Here is a 25,106-nt window from a genome sequence, read left to right on the forward strand (position 1 = left end):
TACAAGAACATCGATGGTCGAGTCGCACATCCTCGAACGCCTGCGCCATATGGCCGCGGTCGGCGTCCGTGCCCAGACGGGCAGCGCGGCGGATTCGTGGCTGGCGCACGGGCTGGCGCGCGGCAAGCTGCACGAGGTGTACAGTAGCGCCGACGAGGCGGCGTGCGGCGCCGGCTTCGCGATCATGCAGGCGATCCTGGCGGGGGCGACGCCGCTGCTCTGGCTTCGGATCGAGGCGGTGGAGCGGTCGGGCGGTCGGCTCCACGCCACCGGCCTCGCCGAACTGGGGCTGCCGCCCGACGCGCTGATCGTCGCTCTGGTCCCCGATGCGCCCGCGCTGCTGCGCGCCGGTGCCGACGCGGCGCGCTGCCCGGGGCTGGGCACGGTATTGATCGAGAGCAGCGGCCCGATGCGCGGGCTCGACCTGACGGCGACGCGGCGGCTGATGCTGGCGGCGGAGACGTCGGGGGTGACGGTGGTGAGCCTGCGGATCGAGGCGGAGCCGGTGCCCAGCGCCGCGGCGACTCGCTGGTCGGTGGCGGCGGCAGCGTCGTCGCCGCTGGCGGCGGACGCACCGGGCCTGCCGGCGATGGACATCGAATTGTTGCGCCGGCGCGGGGGCCCTGCCGGCGCCCGTTGGCGTGTGGAGTGGGATCGTGACACGACAAGTTTCCGCGGCGCGGCGCTATCTGGCGCTGGTCTTCCCCTGGCTGCCGATCGAGCGGCTGCGCGGCACCCGCCCGCACCTGTTCGTCGCCGCTCGGGATGACGCGCCGATCGCCTTCACCGAAACGGTGGGCAACGCCACCCGCCTCGTCGCGCTCGATCGCGCCGGGATGGCGGCGGGGCTGCGGCCCGGGCTGACGCTGGCCGATGCGCGCGCGCAGGTGCCGGGGCTGGAGGTCTATCCGCACGATCCCCACGCCGATCTCGACTGGCTGGAGGCGCTGGCCGACGGCTGCGTCCGCTATACCCCCAGCGTCGCGGTCGAGCCGCCCGACGCGCTGGTGATGGACATCGCCGGCTGCACCCACGCCTTCGACGGCGAGCGCTTCCTGGCCGCCGATGTCGAGCGGCGGCTGATGCGGCGCGGCGTCCTTGCTCGCCATGCCTTCGGCGATACGCCCGCCATAGCGATGGCGCTCGCCCGGTTCGCCGGCGTTCCCGCCCCCGACGAAGCGCGCGCGGTGAAGCGCCTGCCCGTCGCCGCGCTGGGCCTCGATGCCGAGGATACTGCGGCGCTCGCGCGGGCCGGCCTGAAAACGGTGGGCGAGGTGATGGCGCGGCCCTTGTCGACCATCGCCGCGCGTTTCGGCGAGCAGGCGGTGACCGCGGTGCGCCGACTGTCGGGCGAGGTGGCCGCGCCGATCGTCGCCCGCCCGCAGCGGGTCCCGATCTTCGCCGAGCGCCGCTTCGCCGAACCGATCGCACGCACCGATTATGCGCTAGAGGTGCTGAACGGCCTGGCCACCGACATCGCCGGCCAGCTCGACCAGCGCCACCAGGGCGGCCGCCGCTGGGAGGCGCGGCTGTTCCGCGCCGACGGCCAGGTCCAGCGCCTGCGCCTCGAGACGGGCGCGCCGACCCGCGACGTCGCGCTGCTGGCGCGATTGTGGCGCGAGCGGATCGACGCGCTCGCCGACCCGCTCGATCCGGGCTTCGGCTATGACATGGTGCGGCTCGACGTCGTCCTCGCCGAACGGCTCGACGCGACTCAGCTCAAGCTGGAGGGCGGCGCCGGCAACGAGGGCGGCGACGTCCCCGCGCTGATCGATCGCCTGTCGACCCGGCTGGGCAAGGCGCGCGTCCGCCGCTTCGCCCCGCGCGACAGTCACATTCCCGAACAGGCCGAACTGTCGCTGCCCGCCGCCGGGCCTCAGCCCACCGCCACCACCGCCTGGCCGACGCCGGAAGCGGGCGAGCCGCCGCAGCGCCCGATCTATCTCTTCGATCCGCCCCAGCCGATCGACGCGGTGATGGCGGAGGTGCCCGACGGACCGCCCAAGCGCTTCAAATGGCGCCGAACCTCGCACGAGATCGCGCGTGCCGAGGGGCCGGAGCGGATCGCCGGCGAATGGTGGCGCCGCCACGACGCCGCGATCCCGACGCGCGACTATTACCGTGTCGAGGACCGCCGCGGCCGCCGTTTCTGGATCTTCCGCCACGGCCTGACCGAGGAGGTCGACGACCCGCGCTGGTACGTCCACGGCCTGTTCGCATGAGCGTCGTCGGTTTCCCCGACCGTCCGCCGGGCGACGCCGGGCCGCCGCCACCACCCGTCCGCTTCGCCGAGCTGGTCGCGGCGACGAACTTCTCGTTCCTCGATGGCGCCAGCCACCCGACCGACATGGTCGAGCAGGCGGTCCGACTCGGCCTTAACGGCCTGGGCATCGCCGACCGCAACACCGTTGCGGGCGTAGTCCGCGCCTGGGCGGCGCTGGAAAAGGCCAACCTCGGGCTGATCGGGATGCATCTGCCCCCCGTCGACTTCAGGCTGGTGACCGGCGCGCGGCTGGTGTTCGCCGACGGCACGCCCGACATCGTCGCCTATCCCGCGACCCGCCACGGCTGGGGAATGCTGACGCGGCTGCTGACGGTGGGAAATCGCCGCGCGATCAAAGGCGGCTGCATCCTGCGCCTCGCCGACCTGATCGCGCATCACGACGAGCTGCTGCTGATCGTCATGCCGCAATCGTCCGCGCGCGAGCGGGAGCAGGAGGCGCATCCCGGTGCGCCGACGGACCCTATCCCCACCACAACCCCCAGCCCCACCCCGGCGAAGGCCGGGGCCCAGTTGCGGGTCGTCGGTGGCACGGACGCGCCTTTTAGCGAGCATGCGGATGAGCGGGCGAATGGCGACGCAAAACCCTCCCCACCCGATCCGCCGCAACCGGGCCGCGGCCTTCGCCGGGGAGAGCTGGAGAAAACCCTCGCCACCCTCACCGCCACCGCGCCGGACCGCGTCTGGCTCGGCGCCGCCATGCCGCGTGCGGGGCGCGACCGGCGCCAGCTCGCCCGGCTCGCCGAGATCGCGCGGGAAGCGGGCGTACCGCTGCTCGCCACCGCCGACGCGCTCTATGCGACGCGCGACCAGCGCCCGCTTCACGACGTCGTCACCTGTATCCGCGAAGGCAGGACGATCCGCACCGCCGGTCGCCTGCTGGCGGCGAACGGCGAGCGTCACCTAAAGGACGGCGACGAGATCGCGCGGCTGTTCCGCGACCATCCGCACGCCGTCGCCGAGAGCGAGCGGCTGCTCGCCCGCATCGACTTCTCGCTCGACCAGCTGAAGTACGAATATCCCCACGAACCCGTCCCCGACGGCTGGGCGCCGCAAGAGTGGCTCGAGCATCTCGTCTGGCGCAAGGCGCTCGACCGCTACGACGACCGCGTGCCCGCCAAGGTGTTGTCGCTGCTGAACGAAGAATTCGCGCTGATCGCGGAGCAGAACTACGCCTATTACTTCCTGACCGTCTACGACATCGTCCGCTTCGCGCGCAGCCTCGACCCGCCGATCCTGTGCCAGGGGCGCGGCTCGGCGGCCAATTCGGTGGTCTGCTTCCTGCTCGGCGTCACCTCGGTCGATCCGATGAAGTACGACCTGCTCTTCTCGCGCTTCGTGTCGAAGGAGCGGTCGGAGCCACCCGACATCGACGTCGATTTCGAGCATGAACGCCGCGAGGAGGTGATGCAGTACATCTATCGCCGCTACGGCCGCCACCGTGCGGCGATCGCGGCGACGGTGATCCATTACCGCCCGCGCTCGACGGTGCGTGAGGTCGGCAAGGCGCTCGGCCTGACCGAAGACGTGACCCAGCGGCTGACCAGCACCGTCTGGGGCAGCTTCGCCGACCGGTTCGAGGCGAAGCGCTTCGCCGAAACCGGCTTCGACTCGACCAATGCCGAAATCGCGCGGCTTCAGGACATGGTCGGCCAGCTGCTCAAATTCCCCCGCCACCTGTCGCAGCATGTCGGCGGCTATGTCCTGACGCAGGGCCGGCTCGACGAAACGGTGCCGATCCACAACGGCGCGATGGAGGACCGTACCTTCATCGAATGGGACAAGGACGACATCGACGCGCTCGGGCTGATGAAGGTCGACGTGCTCGCACTCGGCATGCTGACGTGCATCCGCAAGGCTTTCGACCTGATGCGCGACCACGGCTTCGGCGATCCCCAGCTCGATACGCTGGCGGTCGAGGAGAATGCGTCGGTCTATCGCATGCTTCAGGACGGCGATTCGATCGGCGTCTTCCAGGTCGAGAGCCGTGCCCAGATCAACATGCTGCCGCGGCTGAAGCCGCGCGAATTCTACGATCTCGTCGTCCAGGTCGCGATCGTTCGCCCCGGCCCGATCGAGGGCGACATGGTCCACCCCTATCTGCGCCGCCGCGCGGGCAAGGAGCCGACCGAATTCCCCTCGCCCAAGCCGCCGCACAATCCCGACGAGCTGCGCGACCTGCTCCACCACACCTATGGCGTGCCGCTGTTCCAGGAACAGGCGATGAAGCTCGCGATCGTCGCCGCACAGTTCACGCCCGAGGAAGCCAATGCGCTGCGCCGCGCGATGGCGACGTTCCGCCAGGTCGGCGGCATGGAGAATTTCAAGGCCAAGCTAGTCGGCGGCATGGTCCGCCGCGGTTACGACGAGGCGTTCGCGGAACGCTGCTACAGCCAGATCGAGGGCTTCGGCTCGTACGGCTTTCCCGAAAGCCATGCCCTGTCGTTCGCGCGGCTGGTCTATGTGTCGTCGTGGATCAAATGCTTCCTGCCCGCGGTCTTCGGCTGCGCGATCCTCAATTCGCAGCCGATGGGCTTCTACGCGCCCGCGCAGCTGGTGCAGGACGCGATCGAGCATGGCGTCGAGGCGAAGCCGATCGACGTCAACCACAGCGGCTGGGACAATCTGCTCGAGCCGATTACCCCCGGCTGGCGATCACGCGTGACGCGCGCGCCCAATCCGGCGAAGGGCGGCGGGCAATGGGATCCGCGGGTGCGCCAGGACGGCGACCTCGCGATCCGGCTGGGCTTTCGCCAGATCGACGGCTTTCGCGCCGACTGGGGCGCGATCATCGCCGCCAACCGGCCCTATGCCTGCGTCGAGGATCTCGCCCGCCACCTGCCGCCGCGCGCGATGCGGCTGCTCGCCGATGCCGATGCGCTGGGCTCGCTCGGGCTCGGCCGGCGCGAGGGCGGGTGGGAGGTGCGGCGCACGCCCCCCAAGCAGCTCCCCCTGTTCGCCGCCGCCGACGCGCCGGAGCTTGCCCACGAACCCGATGCGAAGCTGCCGCCGATGCCGCTTGGCGAAGAGGTGGTCGCCGATTACCAGACGACACGCCTGTCGCTGAAGGATCATCCGATGCGCTTCCTGCGCGACGCCTTCGCCGCCGAGGGGATCATTACCGCCGCCGAGGCACGCAACACCCGCGACGGCCGCCGCGCCAAGGTGGCGGGGGTCGTCCTCGTCCGCCAGCGGCCGGGCAAGGGCAATGCGATCTTCATCACCATCGAGGACGAGACCGGCGTGACCAACGGCCTGATCTGGGCGCGCGATTTCGAGGCGAACCGCCGCGACGTAATGGCGGCGCGGCTGCTGGTGCTGGAGGGCGTCATCCAGCGCAGCGAGGAGGGCGTCGTCCACCTGATGGCCAAACGGGTGCAGGACCGCACCAACGACCTGCGCCGCTTGTCGTCGGACTATATCGGCGACGCCCCGCTCAGCCCCGCCGACGAGGTGATCCGGCCCAAGCCGATCGCCAGCCAGGACCCCCGCGGCCGGGGGCCCCGCCCGCACCACCCCAGAGACGTGCGGATCATGCCGCCCTCGCGGGACTTTCATTGACGTCGTATCCTCCCCCGCCAGGGGGAGGTGGCAGGCGCAGGCGACGGAGGGGGCGGTAAGCGACTCAAACACATCGGAAATCCTCCCCCTCCGTCAGCTTCGCTGCCACCTCCCCCTGGCGGGGGCGGATCGATCTGCCGAGTCACCTTGCCCCACCGCCCGCGAGAACAACCACGCCGCCGCCAGCCAGAACCCCGTAAACCCGCTCGTCAGCACGATCACGTCGCGCGGCCAGGCGGCGCCGTCAACGCCCGCTCCCGTCGCCAGCGCCCATCCCCCGATCGCCACCTGCGCCGCCGCCATCGCTAGCGTTGTCGCCGCCATGCCGCCCGCGCGCAGCCGTGCCGCCGCCGCACCGGCCACGCCGATCCCGAGCACCCCCAGGTACAGCCCGTTCGCCGGATTATTCTCCGACCCGATGATCCCCACCGCCAGGTTCATCCACACCAGCAGGAACAGCCCGATCGCCATGATCGCCGCCCCGCCGCGATAGGCCCAGCCGCCGCTCGCCCGCATCAGCAGTTCCAGCGCCCCGCCCACGGTTGCCAGCATGACGGCGGCGAACACGAAGTCCGATGCCGTCCAGTTCACCTCGCGCGTGAACTGCATCGCCACCGCCGGCGCCGCCAGCAACGCCGCCGCCGATCCCCAACCGAAGATTCGTATCGTCTTGCCCACCACCACCTCCCGTCATTCCCGCACAGCCGGCACCGACGATCGGAAATGCACCACTCTCAACGAGCCCTGATCCGCGCCTTGTGCGTTTTCGGTGCAGACCCACCCCCGCGTGGACAAACCGGCCGCCCCGTCCCACATAGCGGCGACAGCAACAGGAGTACCCCCGTCTCGTGGCCACGCTAGGCATGTCCCCCGCCGAAAAGGAAGCGGTAGAAAGCTTCCGCCGCGACGTCGTCGAGCCGTCGATGACGAAGCTCGTCATCATCGATTTCTACGCCGATTGGTGCGGGCCGTGCAAAGCGCTGGCGCCGGTGCTCGAAAAGGTGGCGGCGGCCTATGCCGACAAGGGCGTCGTCCTCGCCAAGATCGATACCGAGGCGAACCAGTTCATCGCCGCGCAGTTCCAGATCCGTTCGATCCCGACGGTCTATGCGATGTTCCAGGGCCAGCTCGTCGCCGACCTGACCAGCGCACGGACCGAAGCGGCGTTACGCACCACGCTCGATCAGTTGCTCCGCCAGCTGCCGGTCGGCTCGGACGCCGCCGATGCCGAAGCAGAGCTGCAGCCGCTGATCGCCATGGCGGAAGACGTGCTGGCGAGCGGCGATGCCACCCGCGCGCTGTCGATCTTCGACCAGCTCGCCGACATGGCACCCGACCATCCCGCCGTCGCCTCGGGCCGCGTCCGCGCGCTCGTCGCCGCCGGGATGATCGACGAGGCGGAAGCGGCGCTTGCCGCGCTGCCGGAGGATGCGAAGGACGCCGGGCTCGACCGCGCCCGCGCCGCGATCGACCTCGCCCGCAGTGCGCCGCCGGTCGACGACCATAGCGCGCTCGCCGCTGAGGTCGCCGCCAACCCCGACGACCAGGAGCGCCGTTTCGCGCTTGCGGCTGCGCAGATGGCGGCGGGCGATCGCGATGCCGCCGCCGACAACCTCCTCCACATCATCGCCGCCGACCGCGACTGGAACGAGGGCGCCGCGCGCACCCAGCTGCTCAAGCTGTTCGAGGTCGTCGGACTGGAGGATCCCTGGGTCTCGTCGCAGCGGCGGCGACTGTCTGCGATCCTGTTCGGATGAGTGGCGGCACCCGCCTGTCGATCTTCCCGCTGCCCGGCGCGCTGCTGTTTCCGGGCATGCACCTGCCGCTGCACGTCTTCGAGCCGCGCTATCGCGCGATGGTGTCCGACGCGATGGCGCGCGATCGCCGGATCGGGATGATCCAGCCGTCCGGGCCGGGCGAGCCGCCCTCGCTGTACGACATCGGGTGCGTCGGCCGCATCGCCGAGGTCGAGGCGCTCGACGACGGTCGCTACAATCTGGTGCTGGAGGGTGTCGCGCTGTTCCGCCTGCTGCGCGAACTCCACGTCACCACGCCCTTCCGCCAGATCGAGGCCGAGTTGCTGCCCGTCGCCGACGACGAGACGCTGTCGCTCGGCCGCCGCGCGTCGCTCGAGCAGGAGGCACGCCGCTTCGCCGACAAGCAGGGCTATGCCGTCGATTGGGATGCGGTGAATCGGCTCGACGACCAGAGCCTCGTCAACGGCATCGCCCAGATCGCGCCGTTCGACGTCGCCGCCAAGCAGGCGTTGCTCGAAGCGACCGGGCTCGAGGATCGCGCCGAGCTGACGATCCAGCTGATGCAGTTCTTCGGCCGCCACGACGGCGACGACCGGGTGACGCTGCAATGAGCATTGATCCCTGGCTGTTGTCGAAGCTGGTCTGCCCGGTGACGCGAACGCCGCTCCGCCACGACGAGGCGTCGGACGAGCTGGTCAGCGAGGCGGCCGGCCTGGCCTATCCGATCCACGACGGCGTGCCGGTGATGCTGCCCGAGGAAGCGCGGCGGCTGAACGACTAAAGCACGCCGGCAAGCCCCCATACGCCGTCATGCTGAACTCGTTTCAGCATCTCCGGCGAACGACGCCCTCCCTCACCCAGAGATCCTGAACCAAGTTCAGGATAACGCCCGTGGTCATGGCGCAGCACCTCACCCCATTGCCACCCCCACCCGCATGATGCTCAACTGAGCCCATGCGCTTCCTTCCCCTCGCCGCCCTGCTCCTCGCCACCCCGGCCGTCGCGCAGGACCCCGCGCTCGCCCGCGCCGAGCGGATCCTCGCCCGCGCGCCGGTGATCGACGGCCACAACGACCTGCCGTGGGAGCTGCGCGACGCCTTCGACGCCGATGTCGCACCGATCGCCGGCGACACGACCAAAACCCCCAAGCCGCTCCAGACCGACCTCGCGCGCCTGCGCCGCGGCCATGTCGGCGGACAATTCTGGTCGGTGTGGATTTCCGCAGACACCACCGGCCCGCGCGCGGTCGAGCTGACGCTGGAGCAGATCGACGTCGTCCGCCGCATGGCCGCCGCCTATCCCCGCGACTTGGAACTGGCGACCACCGCCGCCGACGTCCGCCGGATCATGGCCGCGGGCCGCACCGCCTCGCTGATCGGTGTCGAGGGCGGGCACCAGATCGACGGCCGCCTGTCGGTCCTGCGCGACTACAAGGCGCTCGGCGTCGCCTATATGACGCTGACCCACAGCAAGAGCATCGCCTGGGCCGACAGCAGCACCGACGCGCCCCGCGCCGGCGGGCTCAGCCCCTTCGGTCGCCAGGTCGTCGCCGAGATGAACCGGATCGGGATGATCGTCGATATCAGCCACGTCGCCGACACGACGATGCGCCAGGCGCTGGCCCTCACCAAGGCGCCCGTCATCGCCTCCCACTCCTCCGCCCGCGCGTTGGCCGACGTGCCGCGCAACATCCCCGACGACCTGCTCGCCGCGATCGGCGCCAATGGCGGCGTGGTGATGGTGAACTTCTACCCAGCCTTCCTGTCGGCCGAGTGGCGCGCTTGGGACCAGTCGCGCACCGCCTTCGCCAAGTCGATCGGGGTCCCCGCCAGCGTCTATGGCGCCAAGTCGCCGGCGCCGCTGGTTACCTGGGACGCCGCCCACCCGATGCCGCGCGTCGATGCCCGCACGGTGGCCAATCATATCGAGCATGTCGCCCGGATCGCCGGCCGCGACCATGTCGGCATCGGCGGCGACTTCGACGGCATCGGCGGCACGGCGCCGGTCGATGTGCCGGGGGTCGAGGCCTATCCGGTGGTCTTCGCCGAACTTGTCCGCCGCGGCTGGAGCGATGCAGATCTCGCCAAGCTGGCCAACGGCAACGTCCTGCGCGTCATGGCGCGGGTCGAGGCGGTGGCGGCGTCGATGGCGGCCGTGCCGGCGCCGGTCGCGACCGAGCCGACCGCGGGCTAGCCCCGGGCTTCCTCGATCGCCATCTCGGTATCGGCCTGCGCCTGCCGCACCAGCGTCAGCGTCGCCTCGCGCGCGGCGGTGGGATCGCTGTTGGCGATCGCCTCGAACAGCACGCGATGCTCGGGCAGCGGGTCGCGCGGCGGCTTCGTCCCGCGATATTTGAACAGCGTCGTCCACCGCACTGCCGCAGCAATGCTGGCCGACAGGCTGACGAGCAGCTCGTTGTCGGTCGCCTCGAGCAGCACCGCGTGGAAGCTCTGGTCCGCCGCGCGGCCGACGTCGCTGCCAAGCCCGTGTGCGCCCATCTCCTCGAGCGAATGGCCCATCCGCGACAATTGCCGCGTCGTGCGGTTCACCGCCGCCAGTTCCGCCGCCGCAGGCTCGACGATCAGGCGCAGCTGGAACAGGCTGCGCACGAATTTCAGCGAGGGCTGCGGGCCTTCGAACATCCAGCCGAGCAGTTCGGGATCGAGCAGGTTCCAGTCGTGCCGCTCGCGCACGCGCGTCCCCGCCTTGGGCTTGCTGTCGACCAGCCCCTTGGCGGACAGCATCCGCAACGCCTCGCGGATCACGCTGCGCGATACGCCGGCGCGCTCGGCCAGCTCGATCTCTCCGGGCAGCGTACTGCCCGGCTCGCGCGCACCGGTGACGATCTCGACGCCCATCCGCTGGGCCAATTCCCGATGTGCGGGTCGCCCGCGCTTTCCCGCCATCCCGGCCTCCTGCTGGCGCCCAGCTTCCCACGCCCCACGCGCGTGCGCAACCACCCAAGGCGGCGCGAACGCGGCCCCGACCTAACGGTGCGTCGGAAAAATGGTGCTGCCGGTGAGGATTGAACTCACGACCTCAGCCTTACCAAGGATGCGCTCTACCACTGAGCTACGGCAGCACACGGCGGGGACAGGACCCGCGGGCGAGGTGCGCCTAGAGACGAGGCGGGCGCGCTTGTCAAGGGCAAGTCCTTCCGATCGGCGAGCGGACGGGCTAAATCGCAACGATGACCGACGCCAAAGCCGATCGCCGCGCCGCCGCGCTGCGCGCCAACCTCTCCAAGCGAAAGGCGCAGGCGCGCGCCATCGTCAGCCCGGACGCAGCGCCGCCGGTTGCCGCGCCGACGGATCAGGAGCCGCCAAGATAGGTCCCGACGCCCACCGCGGCGTTCGCCACACCGACCGCGACGCCCGAGAACGCCAAGCCGATCCCGACGATCGCCGCTGCCAGCATCAGCCGACGAGCGCACATTTTTGCGATAGCCATTGCCGATCCTCTCCTTCCATCAACGGCCCGAGTATCCTCTCGACGTCCGCGTGGTAGGAATTAAGCCATGTTAGCTCGGCATCCGTCAATAGGGCCGGATCGATCAGATCGCGCTCGATCGGCACGAACGTCAGCGTCTCGAAACCCAGTATGCGCCGATCGGGGTCACCGCCCGCAATGTCGCGTGGTTCGATGAGGATCAGGTTCTCGATACGGATGCCGTATTCGCCCGGCTTGTAGTAACCTGGCTCGTTCGACAGCATCATGCCCGCGCGCAGCGGCTCCAGGCTGGCGCCGCCGGGATAATTGGGCGACGCGATCCGCTGCGGCCCTTCATGCACCGACAGATAGGCGCCGATGCCGTGGCCGGTGCCATGGCCGAAATCGAGCCCCGCCTCCCACAGCGGCCGCCGCGCGAAACCGTCGATCTGTGCGCCGCAGGTGCCGTCGGGAAACACCGCCGTCGCGATCGCGATATGGCCTTTCAGCACGCGGGTGAAGCGATCGCGCATCTCCGCGCTCGGCGCACCGACCGGCACGACCCGGGTCACGTCGGTGGTGCCGTCGGCATATTGGCCGCCCGAATCGATCAGAAACAGCTGGCCGGGCTCGAGCGGCGCGTTCGACTGCTCGTTGACGTGATAGTGCGGGATCGCGCCGTGCGCGCCCGTTGCCGAGATCGTCGCGAAGCTGCTGTCGAGCAACAGCCCCTCGGCCCGGCGGAATTCGAGCAGCTTTGCCGCCGCCGACAGCTCGGTCTGGCCGCCCCTGGGTGCCTTGGCCTCGATCCAGCGCAGGAAGCGGCTGAGCGCCGCGCCGTCGCGGGCGGAGGCGGCGCGATGGCCCGCGACCTCGACGGGGTTCTTGATCGCCTTCGCCAACACCACGGGATCGCGCCGCGCGATCACGGTGCCGCCGCCCGCCTCGATCGCATCGGCGATCGCCGCCACCGCGCGCTCGGGATCGGCGATCACCTTCTTCCCCTGGAACCGGCCGAGCGCGGGCGCGAAGTCGGCGCGGGCGTGCAGCCGCACCGCATTGCCGAGATGCTGGCGAAGCGCATCGTCGACCTTCTCGGGCGCGACGAACAGGTCGGTCGATCCGTCGGCGTTGACGATCGCATAGCTCAGCGCGACGGGCGTGTGATCGACGTCGCCCCCGCGCACGTTGAGCGCCCAGGCGATCGAATCGAGCGCCGACAATACCACGGCGTCCGCCCCCTGCTCGGTCAGCCAGTCGCCGATGTCGCTGCGCTTGGTCGCCGAAGAAGCCCCCGCCAGCGTCTCGTCATAGGGCCGCATCATCGCCGCCGACGGCTGCAGCCGGTCGTGCCACACCGCATCGATCGGGTTGCGCGCCACCGCGACCAGCGCGCCGCCCTTCTCCGCCAGCACCGTGGCGATATCCGCCAGCCCGGCGCGCGTGTGCAGCCAGGGGTCGTACCCCACCCGCGCCCCTGCCGGCGCCGCCGCCGCCAGCCAGCCGGCGACGCTTTCCGCCGGGACGCCGACATACGCCCAGTCGTCGCCCGACACCTGCTCGCGCACCTGGATCGTGTAGCGCCCGTCGATGAAGATCGCCGCCCTGTCGGCCAGCACGACCGCGGTGCCCGCCGATCCCTCGAATCCCGTCAGCCACGCCAGCCGCTGCGCATAGCCGCCGACATATTCGCTCATATGCTCGTCGGTGAGCGGCACGATGAAGCCGTCGAGGCCATCGGTGGCGAGCTGGGTGCGCAGGGCGGCGAGGCGGGCGTGATGATCGGTCATGCCGCGTTCCTAATCGCGTGGCCGATGTCACGCTACCGCCGCTGGTATCGGGCGCATCGATAGTATACGATAGCGGATGATGAAAATCGATCGTCGTACGATGCTCGCCGGTCTTGCCGCCGCATCCGCCGCCCCGCCCCTGTCTGCCCGGCAAACTGCAGCGGGCGCGTTCCACCCCGGTGCCCTATGGCCCGACGACAAGGGCGTTCATATCAACGCGCATGGCGGCGGCCTGCTGCGCGACCGTGGCCGCTGGTGGTGGTTCGGCGAGCACAAGACCGCGGGCGAGGGCGGCAACACCGCCCTTGTCGGCGTCCACGCCTATAGCTCGACCAACCTGACCGACTGGCGCGACGAGGGCATCGCGCTCCCGGTGTCCAACGATCCCGCCAGCCCGATCACCAGGGGCTGCATCCTCGAACGGCCCAAGGTGATCCGCAACCCGCGCACCGGCCGCTACGTGATGTGGTTCCACCTCGAGCTGAAGGGGCGCGGCTATGGCGCGGCGCAGGCCGGGGTCGCGGTCGCCGATCGGCCGCAGGGGCCGTACCGCTTCCTTCGCGCCGGTCGCGTCAACCCCGGCATCTGGCCCGCCAACGCGACCGACGCCGACAAGGCGCCCGGCACCATCCTTGCCCGCGACATGCCCGGCGGCCAGATGGCGCGCGACATGACGCTGTTCGTCGATGGCGACACCGCCTGGCACGTCTATGCCTCCGAAGAAAACGACACGCTGCAGTTTGCCCGGCTCGTCCCCGACTGGCTGTCGCACGACGGCTATTACGTCCGCGTGGCTCCCGATGGCGGCAACGAGGCGCCGGCAATCTTCAAGGCGCGCGGCCGCTATTACATGGTCGCGTCAGGCCTGACCGGTTGGCGGCCCAATCCGGCGCGGCTCTATGTCGCCGATGCGGTGACCGGCCCATGGCGCTCGCTCGGCAATCCGGTGCGCGGGACCGCGGAACAGGCCGCGACCACCTTCGGCGGCCAGAGCACCTTCGTCCTGCCGCTGCCCCCCGCCCGCCCCGGCGGCGAGCCGCGCTTCGTCTTCATGGCCGACGAGTGGCGCCCGAAGAACGCGATCGATGGCCGCTACGTCTGGCTGCCGATCAAATGGGAGGGCGACACCCCCGTCCTACGCTGGCGCGACCAGTGGACGTTGGCCGACGGTTGGGGATGGAAGTACGACGCCACCAACACCGTTCGTCCTGAGCTTGTCGAAGGACGGGCCGCGAACGACCCGATTGCGTCATGTGCTTCGACGGGCTCGGCACGAACGGTGTCGGGATCAGTGCTTCTTCCCCGGCACCAGCTTCAACAGCCCCACCACGACCCCGCCGACGACGATCCCCACCACCGCCGCGCCCATCGCGTTGACGGCCCATGTCACCACGCCCGATAGCGCCCCGGTCGCCTCGCCCGCCACCTCGGCGGCATGGTGGATCGCATGCGGCAGCGCCTCCAGCCCGAATTCCTCCATCCCGTGGACGATGATCCCGCCGCCGACCCACAGCATCGCCGCGGTGCCGATGATCGATAGCGCCGACAGCACCCGCGGCATCGCCGCCACCATCCCGCGCCCCAGCGCCGCGGTCCCCGGCTTCTTCGCCAAGTGCAGACCGATGTCGTCCATCTTCACGATCAGCGCCACCAGGCCATAGACGCCGGCGGTGATCGCCACCGCGACGATGCCAAGCGCGATTCCCTGATTGAGCAGCGTCTGGTCACCCAGCTCGCCCAGCGCGATCGCCATGATCTCGCCCGACAGGATCAGGTCGGTCCGGATCGCGCCCGCCACCTGCCGCGCCTCCAGCTCCGCCGGATCGGTGATCGCCGCCGCCTCGTCGCCGTCGTGATGCGGCGACAGCGCGTGCAGAATCTTCTCCACGCCCTCGAAACACAGGAACGCACCGCCCGCCATCAGGATCGGCGTGATCGCCCAGGGCGCGAACGCGCTCAGCACCAGCGCCGCGGGCAGCAGGAACAACAGCTTGTTGCGCGCGCTCCCCTTGGCGATCTTCCAGATGATCGGCAGCTCGCGCGTCGGCGACAGCCCGGTGACATAGGTCGGCGTCACCGCGGTATCGTCGATCACGACGCCAGCCGCCTTGGCGCCGGCGCGTCCCGCCGCGCCCGCGACATCGTCGAGGCTCGCCGCCGACAGCTTCGCCATCGCCGCGATATCGTCGAGCAACGCCACCAATCCGCCAGCCATGCGGTCATTCCCCCGGTTGTACGCTAGGGCTCATGCCCGTCGCCGCCGCGCGGCACAACCGCGCCGATCAGCCGATCGTCGAGCCACGACAGCAGGATGAGCGCCAGCGCCGCGCCGATCAGGCACGTCAGCATGTCCCATTGCGTGTCCCACGGATCGCCCTGGGTCTCCAGAAACGCATCGGCGCCCTGTCCCATCGCCTGTGCCGCGGCGAACTCGATCAACTCATAGGCCGCGCTGATCGCCAGGCAGAACGCCAGCACCGCCGCGGTGCAGAAGCGCCCCGGCCGGATCGCTCCCGTGCCGATCACGATCTCGCGCAGCACGATCGCGGGCACGAAGCCCTGCAGGAAATGCCCGATGCGATCGAACGGATTGCGCGCCAGCCCCAGCCAGTCCTGCAGCGTGAACCCGAGCGGCACCTTCGCATAGGTGTACGCCCCGCCCATCATCAGGACGAGGCCGTGCCCGGCGATTAGCAGCAGCGCCAGCCCGCTCGCCCGCCATCGCCGCCGCGCCAGCAACAGCCCCGCCAGCACCAGCGGCGCCGGCGCGACCTCCATCGCCCAGGTCGCCCGATCGGCGGCGACCGCGAAGGACGCCGCCAGTCCGGCCGTCCATGTTAGCGCCAGCATCGCCAGCCGCCGTTCGTAGCCCGAAGCCTTCATGCCGCGCATCATGCCCGCCGGCAGCGCCGTGTCGAGCCGTACGACGCTTCGACTTGCGCGCCCGCGGCGTTTATGGGGACATGATGACCGAACCCAAGCCCCCCGTCGCCGCTCGCCGCCCCCACAGCTTCGCCGCACACGGCGTCACCATCGACGATCCCTGGGCGTGGCTGAAGGATCCGGGCTACCCCGACGTCACCGACAAGGACGTGCTGGCGTATCTCGACGAGGAAAACGCCTATTTCGAAGCGGTGATGACGCCGCTCCAGCCGCTGGTCGACACGCTCTACAAAGAGATGAAGGGCCGCATCAAGGAAGACGAATCGACCGTCCCGCAAAAGGATGGCGACTGGCTCTACTGGTCCGATTTCGAGGAGGGCGGCGAATATCGCCGCTGGTGGCGGCGCCCGGTCGCCGGCAGCGAGGCGCAGCTGCTGCTCGACGAGCCGGCGCTTGCCGAGGGCCACGACTATTTCCGCCTCGGTGCCTTCGCCCCGTCCAACGACGGCCGGCTGCTCGCCTATGCGATCGACGACAGCGGCGCCGAGCGCTTCACCATCCACGTCAAGGACCTGAAAACGGGCGAGCTGCTGCCCGACACCATCCCCGGCATGCTCAGCGAGATCGTGTGGACCGCCGACGATACGGGCTTCCTCTACGGCCTCGCCAACGACCAGTGGCGCACCGACAACGCCCGCCTCCACCGCCTCGGCACGCCGATCGAGGACGACGTCGAGCTCTATCGCGAGGCTGACGAGGGCTATCGCGTCGGCGTCGGCGAGACGAGCAACCGCCGCTGGCTCGTCATCTCGACCGGCGATCACGTCACCAGCGAAGTCCGCCTGATCCCGGCCACCGATCCGCTCGCGCCACAGATCCTCGTCGCGCCGCGCCAGACGGGCCGCGAATATGACGTCGACGAGCACGACGGCACGCTATTCATCCACACCAACGACATCGATCCGCAGTTCCGGCTCTGCACCGCGCCGATCGCGTCGCCGGGCACCTGGACCGAGCTGATCGCGCCCGATCCCGACTTCTACATGACCGGCGTCGATTGTTTCCGCGACTTCTTCGTGGTCGAGGGTCGCCGCGACGGCCTCGATCGCCTCGCCATCCATCGCTACGAGACGCCGACGACGCCCGAGACGATCGACTTCCCCGAGGCGAGCTACACCGCCGGCTTCGGCGACAATCCCGAATACGACCAGACGGTGCTGCGTCTCGGCTATGAATCGATGGTCACGCCGGGCACCGTCTATGATTACGACACCGCGAGCAGGGCGCTGACGACGCTGAAGGTGCAGGAGATCCCCTCCGGCTATGACGGCGACAAATACCGCACCGAACGCCTCCACGTCACGGCGCGCGACGGCACCAAGGTGCCCGTCTCGATCGTCTACCCGGCCGACTTCCCGCGCGACGGCTCACGTCCGCTGTTCCTGTATGCCTACGGCGCTTATGGCTATGCGATCCCGCCGGGCTTTTCGACCGGGCGCCTCAGCCTGCTCGACCGCGGCTTCGCCTATGCGATCGCGCACATCCGCGGCGGCGACGATCTCGGCCAGCAATGGTATCTCGACGGCAAGCTCGACAAGCGCGAGAATACCTTCAACGACTTCGTCGACGTCGCCCGCGCGCTGATCGCCGACGGCTGGACCAGCGAGGGCCGCATCGCCACTGCGGGCCGGTCGGCGGGCGGCGAGCTGATGGGCGCGATCGTCAATTCCGATCCCGAGCTGTGGGGCGCGGTGATCGCCGACGTGCCGTTTGTCGACGTGCTCAACACGATGATGGATGCCAGCCTGCCGCTGACGCCGGGCGAATGGCCCGAATGGGGCAACCCGATCGAGGATGCAGCGGCCTTCGCGCGCATCCGTGGCTATGATCCCTATTCCAACGTCGGCGCGCACGCCTATCCGCCGATGTTCGTGTCGGGCGGCCTCAACGACCCGCGCGTCACCTATTGGGAACCCGCCAAATGGGTCGCCAAGCTGCGCGCGACCAAGACCGACACCAACGTGCTGGTGCTGAAAACCAACATGGGCGCCGGCCACGGCGGCAAGTCGGGCCGCTTCGAAAGCCTGCGCGAGGGCGCGGAGGAGCATGCCTTCGTGCTGTGGCAGCTGGGGTTGGGGGATAACTGACGCCTTGCCGCCTCCACAAAGTTCGCCTCCACCCCCCGTTCGTGCTGAGGAGGCATTGAGCGAAGCCGAAATGCCGTCTCGAAGCACAGGTTACCTGGCCCACCCTTCGAGACGAGCCTTCGCCTTCGCTCAGTCTCTCCTCAGGGCGAACGGAGGGTGTTTAAGACCGATGTGACGGAACGTCGCAGCGGCCACGCGTGTCTATCACCCCATGTCGATCGAATCGCTGATCCAGCACTACGGCCTCCTCGCCATCTTCCTCGGCGCCGGGGCGGAGGGCGAAACCGCGGTGGTCGCCGGCGGGGTGATCGCGCATCATGGCTTCGTCTCGCCGATCGGCGCAGGCATCGCCGCGGCGGGCGGTTCGTTCGTCGCCGACCAGATCTTCTTCCAGACCGGCCGCCACTTCCGTGACGCCGCCTGGGTCAGGCGCCTGCGCGAAAAGCCCGCCGGGCAGAAGGCGCTGGCGCTGCTCGAGAAATATCCGCGCAGCTTCATCTTCGCCTATCGCTTCATCTACGGCATCCGCACCGCCAGCCCGATCGCGATCGGCACCAGCCGCGTGTCGATGCCGTTGTTCGTCCTCGTCAACGCGTTCGCCGCGGTCGTCTGGGGATCGCTGTTCACCGCGATCGGCTATCTCTTCGGCAACGGCGTCGAGCGGCTCGTCGGCCGCACCGTCGGCCGCCACTGGCCGTTCGCGCTCGCCGCAGTCGTCGTCATCGGCGCCGCGGTGGCGCTGTTCCTGCGCCGCCGGTCAGCGGCGGCCGAGCGCCAGCCGGATCAGCCCGACCAGCGCGATCACCGCCCAGGCGCTCTCGATCACCGCGGCTGACAGGTTGAAGTCATGCCCCAGGCTGATCAGCACCAGCACCGCGCCAATCAGGTTGGCGAGCAGTGCCGGCCACGCCTTGACGTCGATCTTCCCCGCCACCGTCGCGCCATAGGCGATCAGCATCAGCGTCACGCCGATCAGCCCGGCGACGTCATATCCCGTGAACTGGCTCACCGCGTCGGCACCGGCTCGGCCCCGCTGTAATCATAGAAGCCGCGCCCGGTCTTGCGCCCGTACCATCCCGCCTCGACGTACTTCACCAGCAGCGGCGCGGGGCGGAATTTCGGATCGCCCGTGCCCTCGAACAGCACGCGCGTGATCTCCAGACAGGTATCGAGCCCGATGAAGTCGGCCAGCGTCAGCGGCCCCATCGGATGGTTTAGCCCCAGCTTGCAGGCGGTGTCGATATCGCGAACGCTCGCCACGCCCTCGCCCAGCGCGAAGCACGCCTCGTTCAGCATCGGCATCAGCACGCGGTTGACGATGAACCCCGGCGCATCGTTCGCCTGGACGATCTCCTTGCCCAGGCTGCGGCCGAACGCGGTCACCGCCTCGACCGTCGCGTCGCTGGTGGCGAGCCCGCGGATCAGCTCGATCAGGCCCATCACCGGCACGGGATTGAAGAAGTGGACGCCCATGAACCGCGCCGGATCGGGCGATGCCTGCGCCAGCCGCGTGATCGGGATCGACGAGGTGTTGGTCGCCAGGATCGCATCATCGGTCATCACCGCGCCGACATCGGCGAAGATCCGCCGCTTGATCTCCTCGCGCTCGGTCGCCGCCTCGATGATCAGGTCGCATTCGGCCATCGCGGATGCGCCGTCGACCGGCTCGATCAGCGCCAGCGCGGCGTCGCGCGCATCGGCAGCGATCTTCTCCTTCTCGACCAACCGGCCCAGCGCCTTGGCGATCCCCGCCTTGCCCGCCTCCGCACGCGCGAGACCGACATCGGCCAGCAGCGTGCGATACCCCGCCTGCGCCGAGACCTGGGCGATCCCCGCCCCCATCTGCCCCGCCCCGATCACGCCGATGATCTTCATGCCGAAACTCCTTGTTGGCGTCCGCTGTAGCCGCTTTCGCGCGTCGAGCCACCCAATCCTCAATCCTCCCCCGCCAGGGGGAGGTGGCAGTGGGCAGCACTGACGGAGGGGGCGGTAAGCGATAAACCATCGCGGGGCTTCCGCCCCCTCCGTCAGCTTCGCTGCCACCTCCCCCTGGCGGGGGAGGATGAGCAGGCCTAGGCTCCGGACTCATGATCCGCACCGCGCTCATCCCCGCCCTTCTCCTCGCCGCTTGTTCCGCGGGCGAGCCCGCTGCTGACAACGCCGCCCCCGCCGTCGTGCCCACGCCGGTGGCCAGCCCGACAACCGTCACCGCCGCCCCGCCGGCCGATGTCACGCCCAGGCCGGGCGCCCTCAAGACCTTCGGTGACTGGACGGTCGGTTGCGACAATGGCGGACGCTGTTCGATGGCGTCGCTGCTGCCCGAGGGTGAATTCGGCGACGGCCCCACGATGACGCTGACGCGCGATCCCGGGCCGGCGGGCCGCTACAGCGTCGAAGCCGGCGACGACGGCAACGCGCCGCGCTTCGCCGTCGACGGTCGGGCGGTGGTCGGGGACGCCGACGCCCTGGCCGCGGCGATCGCGAACGGAACCGCGCTGAAGCTGGCCGGCCAGGCCGGCACCGTCTCGCTGAAGGGCGCCAATGCCGCGCTGCGCTACATCGATGCGCAGCAGGGCCGCGTGGGCACCGTCACCGCGACCATCGCCAAGGGTACGGCGCCCGCCGCCACCGTCCCCGCCGCCCCGATGCTGCCCTCGGTCGCGGCCCAGCGGCTCGAACCATCGCAGGCGAAGCTGCCCGCCACCGTCACCGCCGAGATGAACCGCATCGGCCAGTGTGAGATGGGCGACGGCGTCGACGCCACCCCGACGATCGCGAAGGCGCCCGACGGCAAGCTTCTCGTCGTCCTCCCCTGCTCGGCAGGCGCCTACAACGTCATCGGCGCGCTGTTCGTCGTCGACGGCACCAAGGTGACACCCGCGCAGACTGACGCCCCGGCGGGCTTCGACGAAACCGGCGCCGATTCGCAGACGCCCGTGCACAGCGTCGTCAACGGCGACTTCGACGGCAACGTGTTGACCAGCTATGCCAAGGGCCGGGGCTTGGGCGATTGCGGCGTCTCGCAACGCTTCGCCTGGGACGGCAACCGCTATCGCCTGGTCGAGCAGAGCGAGATGGGCGAATGCCGCGGCAACACCGCCACCATCACCACCTGGCGCGCGGCGACGACCGGCGGCTGACGCGGGCCGCACATTCGGCTATGGCGGGGCATCGCTAACGGAAGTGGGGGCTTCTGCGATGCCGTATCGTCGTGCGCACTGGTGGCTGATCGCTCTGGCCCTGACGATCCCGCTCGCCTTCTGGCCGGGCTATTTTTCGCCGACCGCGCGGCGAACGCCAGCGCTCCACGCCCATGCCTTCGCCGCGACCCTCTGGCTGCTGCTCCTCATCGTGCAAAGCTGGTCGGCGAGCAGCCGCCGTCTGGCCCTGCATCGCGCCTCGGGCCGCGCGCTGTTCGCCGCGGTGCCCATGTTCGCGGCGGCGGGGGCCGGCGTCATCATCACCATGGCGCGCGGGTTCGCCGATGGGGGTATCCCCTTCTATGCCGAGAATGCGGCGCGGCTCGTCTTCGCCGACACAGTGGCGCTGGTCACCTTCGTCATCCTCGTCGCCCATGCCGTGGCCGAACGGCGCCGCGTCCGCCTCCACGCTGCCGCGATGCTGTCGACACCGCTGCTGGTGCTGCCGCCGGTCGCGGGGCGGCTGATGGGGTTCGTGCCGGGCTATCCCCTCGGGGGCGCGTTCGGCGTCTCGGGCTTCGTGCTGTCGGTCTATCTCGCCGATCTGCTGACGATCGCGATCGCCGCCTGGCTGTGGAACGCCGACCGCCGCCATGGCGGTGCGTTCGTGGCCGTCATCGTCGCGAGCGTGATTCAGGCGCTCGGCTTCGCGACGGTCGGCGGCACGGATGCGTGGGAGCAGGCGACGCGGGCGACCGCCGCCCTGCCGATCCCACCGACCGCCGCAGTCGCCGCGATCCTAGCGGGCGCGGCGCTGTGGGTCAGCTGGGGCAGGCCCGCCGCACCCGCGCGGCCCGCGGTCGGTTAGGGCGCCGGCCGTTCCGCCTGCGCCTCGGCCAGGTACAGCGCGAACTTGCCCTCGGCGTCGGTCCAGCTCTTCAGCGGCGTCCACCCGCCCGCGCGCAGCAGGATGCGCGCGTCGCGCTCGCCATATTTGTGGCTGTTCTCGGTGTGGATCGTCTCGCCCGCGGCGATGTCGAAGCGCTGGCCCGCGACCTCGAACTTCATGTCGCGCGTCGCTTCCAGATGCATCTCGATCCGCGCGCGATCGTCGTTCCAGCGCGCGACGTGGCGAAAGCCCTCGACCGGCACCGTCCCGTCGAGCTCGCGGTTGACGCGCTCGAGCAGGTTCAGGTTGAACTTGCCCGTCACGCCGGCCGCATCGTCGTACGCCTCGACCAGCGTGCCCGCGTCCTTGATCCGGTCCATCCCGATCAGCAGCTGCGCGCCTTCGCCCAGGGACGTGCGCATCGCACGCAGCAGGTCGACCGCCATCAGGGGGGTCATGTTGCCGATCGTCGATCCGGGAAAGAAGCCCAGCTTCGGCGCATCCGCGATCGCGCGCGGCAGTGCCATTGGGCGCATGAAGTCCGCCTCGAACGGCAATACCAGCAGGTCGGGGAATTGCGCCGACAGCGCCCGCGACGATTCGCGCAGGAACTCCCCCGAAATGTCGATCGGCACATAGGCCGATGGCGCGACGCAGCCGAGCAGGATCGGCGTCTTGGTCGACGATCCCGACCCGAACTCGACCACCGCGCGTCCCTCGCCGACCAGGCCCGCGACCTCGCCGCAGATATCGTGCAGGATCGCGGTCTCGGTCCGCGTCGGATAATATTCGGGCAGGTCGGTGATCGCCTCGAACAGCTCGGATCCGCGATGGTCGTAAAACCACCGCGCGGGGATCGCGCGCGGCCGCCGCTCCAACCCCGACAAAACGTCAGCACGGAACTGCGGGTCAGCGAGCGTCATGTCGCCGTCTTCGATCTCGGGCTTCAACATGACGGCAAATCCTTGGCTAGCCGGACGCCGGTGAATTGCCAGCGCTGGTGGGGGTAGAAGAAGTTGCGGTAGCTCGCGCGGGCGTGGCCCCGAGGGGTCGCGCAGCTGCCGCCGCGCAGCACGAACTGCCCGCTCATGAACTTGCCGTTGTATTCGCCGACCGCGCCCTCGGCCGCCTGGAACCCCGGATAGGGGCGATAGGCGCTGCCGGTCCATTCCCAGACGTCGCCGAAATAGGCGGGGCCGCCGGCCGACGGGCGCGGCTCCACCGGCCCGGCACGGTCCATCTGGTTGCCGAGCCGTGCGTCATGGGCCGCGGCGTGCGCTTCCCATTCGAACTCGGTCGGCAACCGCGCCCCGGCCCAGCTCGCATAGGCATCCGCTTCGTAGAAGCTGACGTGGGTGACCGGCGCCGCAGGATCGATCGGCCGCCGCCCGTCGAGCCCGAAGCGGGTCCACGCCTCGCCCTGCTTCTCCCAATAGAGCGGCGCCTCGATCGCTTCCGCCTTCACCCAGGCCCAGCCGTCCGCCAGCCAGTGGCGCGCCTCGCGATAACCGCCGTCGGCGATGAACGCCGCCCATTCACCGTTGGTGACGGTGCGATCCGCGATGGCATGGGGCTGGAGCAGCGCCCGATGCCGCGGCCCTTCGCAATCGAACGCGAAATCGTCGCCGCCATGGCCAATCTCGGCGATCCCGCCGTCATGCGCCAGCCAGCCGATCGGCGCGGGCATCGCCACTGGCACCTTCGGCTCGGCCGGATAGATCGCCGGTTCGAGGGGATTTTCCGCGAACAGGTGGAGGATGTCGGTGACCAGCAGCTCCTGATGCTGCTCCTCGTGGTGACAGCCGAGCGCGACCAGTTCGATCGCGGCATCGGGCAGCGTGGTCATCGCCGCGAGCAGCGCGACGTCGACGTGGGCGCGATACGCCCGCACCTCGTCCAGCGTCGGCCGCGTCACCATGCCGCGGCGGTCGCGCGCATGGCGGCGGCCTTCGGCCTCATAATAGCTGTTGAACAGGAACGGCCAACGCTCGTCGTGCAGGCGATAGCCAGGCACATGATCGCGCAGTACGAACGTCTCGAAGAACCAGGTGGTGTGCGCCAGATGCCATTTCGTCGGCGATGCGTCGGGCATCGACTGGACGGTGGCATCCGCGTCGGACAGCGGCTCGGCGAGCGCCATGCTGAGCGCGCGGACGCGGGCGAAGCGCTCGGCCAGCGGATGATGCGCGGTCGTCGCAGGCTGAAGCATCGTCGTCACCTCCCTGTCATCGGCAACGATCGTCGCTGTCGGCAGCACCTGCTGCGCCACGTCATCGATCAGGCATTATCGATTTAGCGTGACGCCCCCGGCAACCACAGAACGTCGCTGCCCGACTTTTGGTTCACCCACCGTCCGGCAACGAACATATAGTCGCTCAACCGGTTGAGGTATGCGAGCGCCGCCGGGCTCACCGCCTCGCCCGCCGCCACCGCCGCGCGCTCCGCCCGCCTGACGATCGCGCGGGCGAGGTGCAACGCCGCCGCTTCGCCGCCGGGCAGGATGAAGCTGGTCAGCGGCGGCAGATCGGCGTTGAGCGCGTCGATCGCCGTCTCCAATCGCTCGACCTGCCGCGGCACGATCCTGAGCGCGCCGTCGATATGCGGCGACGTCGCCAGGTCGGCGCCGAGGTCGAACAGATCGTTCTGGATCGTCGCCAACTCGCCCGCGACCGGATCGGGCAGGCCACCGCGCAGCGCCACGCCGATCGCGCTGTTCGCTTCGTCGGCATCGCCGATCGCCTCCATCAGCGCCGCCGACTTCGCGATCCGGCTGCCGTCGACGAGCCCCGTGGTGCCGTCGTCGCCGGTGCGGGTGTAGATCTTGTTGAGTTTGACCATGGCGGCAGTCTTAGGACCTCGCCCCACGTCCGTCATGCCGAACTTGTTTCGGCATCTCCTCGTCAGTCGCTTGCGGCCCGAGATCCTGAGACGAGCTCAGGGTGACGAGCCTCTCAATCCTCCCCAGCCCGGGGAAGGATCGAACGAAACTTACCCCCGCGCGCCGGCGCCGACGAACAGGATCACCACCACGATCAGGATCGCCAGCGCCTGGAAGAACACGCGCATCTGCATCATGCGGTTCGATTTCAGCGCCGCCGGGCTCGGCCCGTCGCCATCGCGCACCTGCGCATGGCTTTCCTGCAGGAACGCGATGATCCCGCGGACGAGGGCAACGACGGTCGCGATCATGGCCGCGACGAGCAGGATGGCGAGGAAGGTGTTCATGACG

At 69.7% G+C, this 25,106-nt stretch carries 25 protein-coding genes and 1 tRNA gene; 13 read left to right on the plus strand and 13 right to left on the minus strand.

All coding sequences use genetic code 11. The annotated features are described in order from the left end of the window. The first annotated feature begins 13 nt into the window (after positions 1-13). From GGQ80_RS01520 to GGQ80_RS01530, 3 genes are read left to right on the plus strand one after another with little or no spacing between them, the layout of a single operon-like run. Entirely contained in the window at positions 14-769 is a 756-nt protein-coding gene (locus GGQ80_RS01520; RefSeq protein ID WP_183981956.1) for an ImuA family protein, read from the plus strand. Beyond that, positions 657-2,222, plus strand: coding sequence for a Y-family DNA polymerase (locus GGQ80_RS01525; RefSeq protein ID WP_343050736.1), 1,566 nt, complete (start codon positions 657-659; stop codon positions 2,220-2,222). Before GGQ80_RS01520 ends, GGQ80_RS01525 begins: the two co-directional genes overlap by 113 nt. Beyond that, positions 2,219-5,842: an error-prone DNA polymerase gene (locus GGQ80_RS01530; RefSeq protein ID WP_183981957.1), complete on the plus strand. Its 3,624-nt coding sequence runs from the start codon at positions 2,219-2,221 to the stop codon at positions 5,840-5,842. Before GGQ80_RS01525 ends, GGQ80_RS01530 begins: the two co-directional genes overlap by 4 nt. A gap of 93 nt (positions 5,843-5,935) precedes the next feature. Here GGQ80_RS01530 and GGQ80_RS01535 read toward each other — a convergent pair whose 3' ends face one another. Then, positions 5,936-6,520, minus strand: coding sequence for a hypothetical protein (locus GGQ80_RS01535; RefSeq protein ID WP_183981958.1), 585 nt, complete (start codon positions 6,518-6,520; stop codon positions 5,936-5,938). 185 nt (positions 6,521-6,705) lie between these two features. Between GGQ80_RS01535 and GGQ80_RS01540 the strand changes: the two genes are divergently transcribed. The 4 genes from GGQ80_RS01540 to GGQ80_RS01555 all read left to right on the plus strand — a co-directional run bounded on the left by GGQ80_RS01540 (position 6,706) and on the right by GGQ80_RS01555 (position 9,792). Beyond that, complete coding sequence (locus GGQ80_RS01540) at positions 6,706-7,599, plus strand: tetratricopeptide repeat protein (RefSeq protein ID WP_183981959.1); 894 nt, start codon at positions 6,706-6,708, stop codon at positions 7,597-7,599. Continuing rightward, complete coding sequence (locus GGQ80_RS01545; RefSeq protein ID WP_183981960.1) at positions 7,596-8,210, plus strand: LON peptidase substrate-binding domain-containing protein; 615 nt, start codon at positions 7,596-7,598, stop codon at positions 8,208-8,210. Before GGQ80_RS01540 ends, GGQ80_RS01545 begins: the two co-directional genes overlap by 4 nt. After that, positions 8,207-8,380, plus strand: a complete 174-nt coding sequence (locus GGQ80_RS01550) for a Trm112 family protein (protein WP_183981961.1) — start codon at positions 8,207-8,209, stop codon at positions 8,378-8,380. Before GGQ80_RS01545 ends, GGQ80_RS01550 begins: the two co-directional genes overlap by 4 nt. Positions 8,381-8,553: 173 nt before the next feature. Next, on the plus strand, positions 8,554-9,792 hold the full coding sequence (locus GGQ80_RS01555) for a dipeptidase (RefSeq protein ID WP_183981962.1): 1,239 nt from the start codon (positions 8,554-8,556) through the stop codon (positions 9,790-9,792). Here the strand turns inward: GGQ80_RS01555 and GGQ80_RS01560 are convergent. Continuing rightward, the gene (locus tag GGQ80_RS01560; protein WP_183981963.1) at positions 9,789-10,505 is read right to left on the minus strand and encodes a FadR/GntR family transcriptional regulator; all 717 of its coding nucleotides are present in this window, start codon (positions 10,503-10,505) and stop codon (positions 9,789-9,791) included. The two genes, GGQ80_RS01555 and GGQ80_RS01560, sit on opposite strands and share 4 nt — an antisense overlap. 101 nt (positions 10,506-10,606) lie before the next feature. Next, a tRNA-Thr gene (locus GGQ80_RS01565) sits at positions 10,607-10,681 on the minus strand. Positions 10,682-10,789: 108 nt separating this feature from the next. Here GGQ80_RS01565 and GGQ80_RS01570 point away from each other — a divergent pair. Beyond that, positions 10,790-10,930, plus strand: coding sequence for a hypothetical protein (locus tag GGQ80_RS01570; protein WP_183981964.1), 141 nt, complete (start codon positions 10,790-10,792; stop codon positions 10,928-10,930). Here GGQ80_RS01570 and GGQ80_RS18570 read toward each other — a convergent pair. After that, positions 10,912-11,034, minus strand: a complete 123-nt coding sequence (locus GGQ80_RS18570; RefSeq protein WP_281375287.1) for a hypothetical protein — start codon at positions 11,032-11,034, stop codon at positions 10,912-10,914. The two genes, GGQ80_RS01570 and GGQ80_RS18570, sit on opposite strands and share 19 nt — an antisense overlap. Next, a complete protein-coding gene (locus GGQ80_RS01580) occupies positions 11,016-12,818 on the minus strand; it encodes an aminopeptidase P family protein (RefSeq protein ID WP_183981966.1) in 1,803 nt (600 codons plus the stop codon). The genes GGQ80_RS18570 and GGQ80_RS01580 overlap by 19 nt, the downstream gene beginning before the upstream one ends. 79 nt (positions 12,819-12,897) lie before the next feature. Here GGQ80_RS01580 and GGQ80_RS01585 point away from each other — a divergent pair, with 79 nt between their 5' ends. Next, on the plus strand, positions 12,898-14,220 hold the full coding sequence (locus GGQ80_RS01585) for a glycoside hydrolase family 43 protein (RefSeq protein ID WP_183981967.1): 1,323 nt from the start codon (positions 12,898-12,900) through the stop codon (positions 14,218-14,220). Here GGQ80_RS01585 and GGQ80_RS01590 read toward each other — a convergent pair. After that, positions 14,107-15,033 carry a DUF808 domain-containing protein gene (locus tag GGQ80_RS01590; RefSeq protein ID WP_183981968.1) on the minus strand — a complete coding sequence of 309 codons (927 nt, stop codon included), beginning with the start codon at positions 15,031-15,033 and terminating at the stop codon, positions 14,107-14,109. The genes GGQ80_RS01585 and GGQ80_RS01590 overlap by 114 nt on opposite strands. Before the next feature lie 23 nt (positions 15,034-15,056). Beyond that, complete coding sequence (locus tag GGQ80_RS01595) at positions 15,057-15,701, minus strand: DUF2238 domain-containing protein (RefSeq protein ID WP_246346775.1); 645 nt, start codon at positions 15,699-15,701, stop codon at positions 15,057-15,059. Between the two features lie 83 nt (positions 15,702-15,784). Between GGQ80_RS01595 and GGQ80_RS01600 the strand changes: the two genes are divergently transcribed. Both GGQ80_RS01600 and GGQ80_RS01605 read left to right on the plus strand, forming a co-directional pair. After that, positions 15,785-17,848 (plus strand): S9 family peptidase, encoded by a 2,064-nt coding sequence (locus tag GGQ80_RS01600; protein WP_183981970.1) that lies wholly within the window; start codon positions 15,785-15,787, stop codon positions 17,846-17,848. Positions 17,849-18,059: 211 nt separating this feature from the next. Continuing rightward, on the plus strand, positions 18,060-18,683 hold the full coding sequence (locus GGQ80_RS01605) for a DedA family protein (protein WP_183981971.1): 624 nt from the start codon (positions 18,060-18,062) through the stop codon (positions 18,681-18,683). Here the strand turns inward: GGQ80_RS01605 and GGQ80_RS01610 are convergent. Together GGQ80_RS01610 and GGQ80_RS01615 are read right to left on the minus strand one after the other, a co-directional pair. Further along, entirely contained in the window at positions 18,606-18,857 is a 252-nt protein-coding gene (locus tag GGQ80_RS01610; protein ID WP_183981972.1) for a CBU_0592 family membrane protein, read from the minus strand. The two genes, GGQ80_RS01605 and GGQ80_RS01610, sit on opposite strands and share 78 nt — an antisense overlap. Continuing rightward, the gene (locus GGQ80_RS01615; protein WP_183981973.1) at positions 18,854-19,723 is read right to left on the minus strand and encodes a 3-hydroxyacyl-CoA dehydrogenase NAD-binding domain-containing protein; all 870 of its coding nucleotides are present in this window, start codon (positions 19,721-19,723) and stop codon (positions 18,854-18,856) included. Before GGQ80_RS01615 ends, GGQ80_RS01610 begins: the two co-directional genes overlap by 4 nt. A gap of 212 nt (positions 19,724-19,935) precedes the next feature. On the opposite strand from GGQ80_RS01615, the gene GGQ80_RS01620 reads away from it, so the two are divergent. Both GGQ80_RS01620 and GGQ80_RS01625 read left to right on the plus strand, forming a co-directional pair. Further along, entirely contained in the window at positions 19,936-20,988 is a 1,053-nt protein-coding gene (locus GGQ80_RS01620; RefSeq protein ID WP_183981974.1) for a DUF1176 domain-containing protein, read from the plus strand. A gap of 58 nt (positions 20,989-21,046) precedes the next feature. Beyond that, positions 21,047-21,856 carry a hypothetical protein gene (locus tag GGQ80_RS01625; RefSeq protein WP_183981975.1) on the plus strand — a complete coding sequence of 270 codons (810 nt, stop codon included), beginning with the start codon at positions 21,047-21,049 and terminating at the stop codon, positions 21,854-21,856. Here the strand turns inward: GGQ80_RS01625 and egtD are convergent. The 4 genes from egtD to GGQ80_RS01645 all read right to left on the minus strand — a co-directional run bounded on the left by egtD (position 21,853) and on the right by GGQ80_RS01645 (position 25,102). Continuing rightward, a complete protein-coding gene (egtD, locus tag GGQ80_RS01630) occupies positions 21,853-22,830 on the minus strand; it encodes an L-histidine N(alpha)-methyltransferase (RefSeq protein ID WP_183981976.1) in 978 nt (325 codons plus the stop codon). The genes GGQ80_RS01625 and egtD overlap by 4 nt on opposite strands. Next, positions 22,824-24,086, minus strand: coding sequence for an ergothioneine biosynthesis protein EgtB (gene egtB / locus GGQ80_RS01635; protein WP_183982440.1), 1,263 nt, complete (start codon positions 24,084-24,086; stop codon positions 22,824-22,826). The genes egtD and egtB overlap by 7 nt, the downstream gene beginning before the upstream one ends. Positions 24,087-24,169: 83 nt before the next feature. Then, positions 24,170-24,715 carry a cob(I)yrinic acid a,c-diamide adenosyltransferase gene (locus tag GGQ80_RS01640; protein WP_183981977.1) on the minus strand — a complete coding sequence of 182 codons (546 nt, stop codon included), beginning with the start codon at positions 24,713-24,715 and terminating at the stop codon, positions 24,170-24,172. Between the two features lie 150 nt (positions 24,716-24,865). After that, positions 24,866-25,102, minus strand: coding sequence for a twin transmembrane helix small protein (locus GGQ80_RS01645; protein WP_183981978.1), 237 nt, complete (start codon positions 25,100-25,102; stop codon positions 24,866-24,868). Positions 25,103-25,106 lie beyond the last annotated feature (4 nt).

It is taken from the genome of Sphingomonas jinjuensis, from assembly GCF_014197105.1.
Taxonomy (GTDB): domain Bacteria; phylum Pseudomonadota; class Alphaproteobacteria; order Sphingomonadales; family Sphingomonadaceae; genus Sphingomonas; species Sphingomonas jinjuensis.

Excerpts from the sequence above, each read along its gene's own strand:
- GGQ80_RS01520 (WP_183981956.1), top strand. The coding sequence starts at position 14 with ATGGTCGAGTCGCACATCCTCGAACGCCTGCGCCATATGGCCGCGGTC.
- GGQ80_RS01530 (WP_183981957.1), top strand. The coding sequence starts at position 2,219 with ATGAGCGTCGTCGGTTTCCCCGACCGTCCGCCGGGCGACGCCGGGCCG.
- GGQ80_RS01540 (WP_183981959.1), top strand. The coding sequence starts at position 6,706 with ATGTCCCCCGCCGAAAAGGAAGCGGTAGAAAGCTTCCGCCGCGACGTC.
- GGQ80_RS01545 (WP_183981960.1), top strand. The coding sequence starts at position 7,596 with ATGAGTGGCGGCACCCGCCTGTCGATCTTCCCGCTGCCCGGCGCGCTG.
- GGQ80_RS01550 (WP_183981961.1), top strand. The coding sequence starts at position 8,207 with ATGAGCATTGATCCCTGGCTGTTGTCGAAGCTGGTCTGCCCGGTGACG.
- GGQ80_RS01555 (WP_183981962.1), top strand. The coding sequence starts at position 8,554 with ATGCGCTTCCTTCCCCTCGCCGCCCTGCTCCTCGCCACCCCGGCCGTC.
- GGQ80_RS01560 (WP_183981963.1), bottom strand. The coding sequence starts at position 10,505 with ATGGCGGGAAAGCGCGGGCGACCCGCACATCGGGAATTGGCCCAGCGG.
- GGQ80_RS01570 (WP_183981964.1), top strand. The coding sequence starts at position 10,790 with ATGACCGACGCCAAAGCCGATCGCCGCGCCGCCGCGCTGCGCGCCAAC.
- GGQ80_RS18570 (WP_281375287.1), bottom strand. The coding sequence starts at position 11,034 with ATGTGCGCTCGTCGGCTGATGCTGGCAGCGGCGATCGTCGGGATCGGC.
- GGQ80_RS01580 (WP_183981966.1), bottom strand. The coding sequence starts at position 12,818 with ATGACCGATCATCACGCCCGCCTCGCCGCCCTGCGCACCCAGCTCGCC.
- GGQ80_RS01585 (WP_183981967.1), top strand. The coding sequence starts at position 12,898 with ATGAAAATCGATCGTCGTACGATGCTCGCCGGTCTTGCCGCCGCATCC.
- GGQ80_RS01590 (WP_183981968.1), bottom strand. The coding sequence starts at position 15,033 with ATGGCTGGCGGATTGGTGGCGTTGCTCGACGATATCGCGGCGATGGCG.
- GGQ80_RS01595 (WP_246346775.1), bottom strand. The coding sequence starts at position 15,701 with ATGAAGGCTTCGGGCTACGAACGGCGGCTGGCGATGCTGGCGCTAACA.
- GGQ80_RS01600 (WP_183981970.1), top strand. The coding sequence starts at position 15,785 with ATGACCGAACCCAAGCCCCCCGTCGCCGCTCGCCGCCCCCACAGCTTC.
- GGQ80_RS01605 (WP_183981971.1), top strand. The coding sequence starts at position 18,060 with ATGTCGATCGAATCGCTGATCCAGCACTACGGCCTCCTCGCCATCTTC.
- GGQ80_RS01615 (WP_183981973.1), bottom strand. The coding sequence starts at position 19,723 with ATGAAGATCATCGGCGTGATCGGGGCGGGGCAGATGGGGGCGGGGATC.
- GGQ80_RS01620 (WP_183981974.1), top strand. The coding sequence starts at position 19,936 with ATGATCCGCACCGCGCTCATCCCCGCCCTTCTCCTCGCCGCTTGTTCC.
- GGQ80_RS01625 (WP_183981975.1), top strand. The coding sequence starts at position 21,047 with ATGCCGTATCGTCGTGCGCACTGGTGGCTGATCGCTCTGGCCCTGACG.
- egtD (WP_183981976.1), bottom strand. The coding sequence starts at position 22,830 with ATGTTGAAGCCCGAGATCGAAGACGGCGACATGACGCTCGCTGACCCG.
- egtB (WP_183982440.1), bottom strand. The coding sequence starts at position 24,086 with ATGCTTCAGCCTGCGACGACCGCGCATCATCCGCTGGCCGAGCGCTTC.
- GGQ80_RS01640 (WP_183981977.1), bottom strand. The coding sequence starts at position 24,715 with ATGGTCAAACTCAACAAGATCTACACCCGCACCGGCGACGACGGCACC.
- GGQ80_RS01645 (WP_183981978.1), bottom strand. The coding sequence starts at position 25,102 with ATGAACACCTTCCTCGCCATCCTGCTCGTCGCGGCCATGATCGCGACC.